1 protein-coding gene is annotated in these 320 nt (G+C 62.5%); it reads left to right on the forward strand.

The features are described from left to right. On the forward strand, positions 1-320 hold a 320-nt coding region (locus SB822_RS55865), incomplete at both ends, for an alcohol dehydrogenase catalytic domain-containing protein (protein ID WP_410858947.1).

A 320-nucleotide genomic window follows, 5' to 3' on the forward strand; every position in this document is an offset into this window, starting at 1 on the left:
AGGTCGGCGACCGCATCGTCGTACCGTTCACGATCATTTGCGGCGAATGCGATCAGTGCCGGCGCGGCAACTTCTCGGTGTGCGAGCGCACGAACCGCAACAAGGACATCGCCGACAAGATGTTCGGCCACACCACAGCGGGTCTCTTCGGCTACACGCATCTGACGGGCGGCTATCCCGGCGGCCAGGCGGAGTTCGTGCGCGTGCCCTTCGCGGACAAAACGCACGTCAAGATTCCGGACGGCCTCACCGACGAGCAGGTGCTTTTTCTCGGCGACATCTTTCCGACCGGCTGGCAAGCGGCAGTGCAATGCGATATT

Origin of the sequence: Paraburkholderia sp. SIMBA_054 (assembly GCF_046534875.1) — a bacterium.
GTDB lineage: Bacteria > Pseudomonadota > Gammaproteobacteria > Burkholderiales > Burkholderiaceae > Paraburkholderia > Paraburkholderia hospita.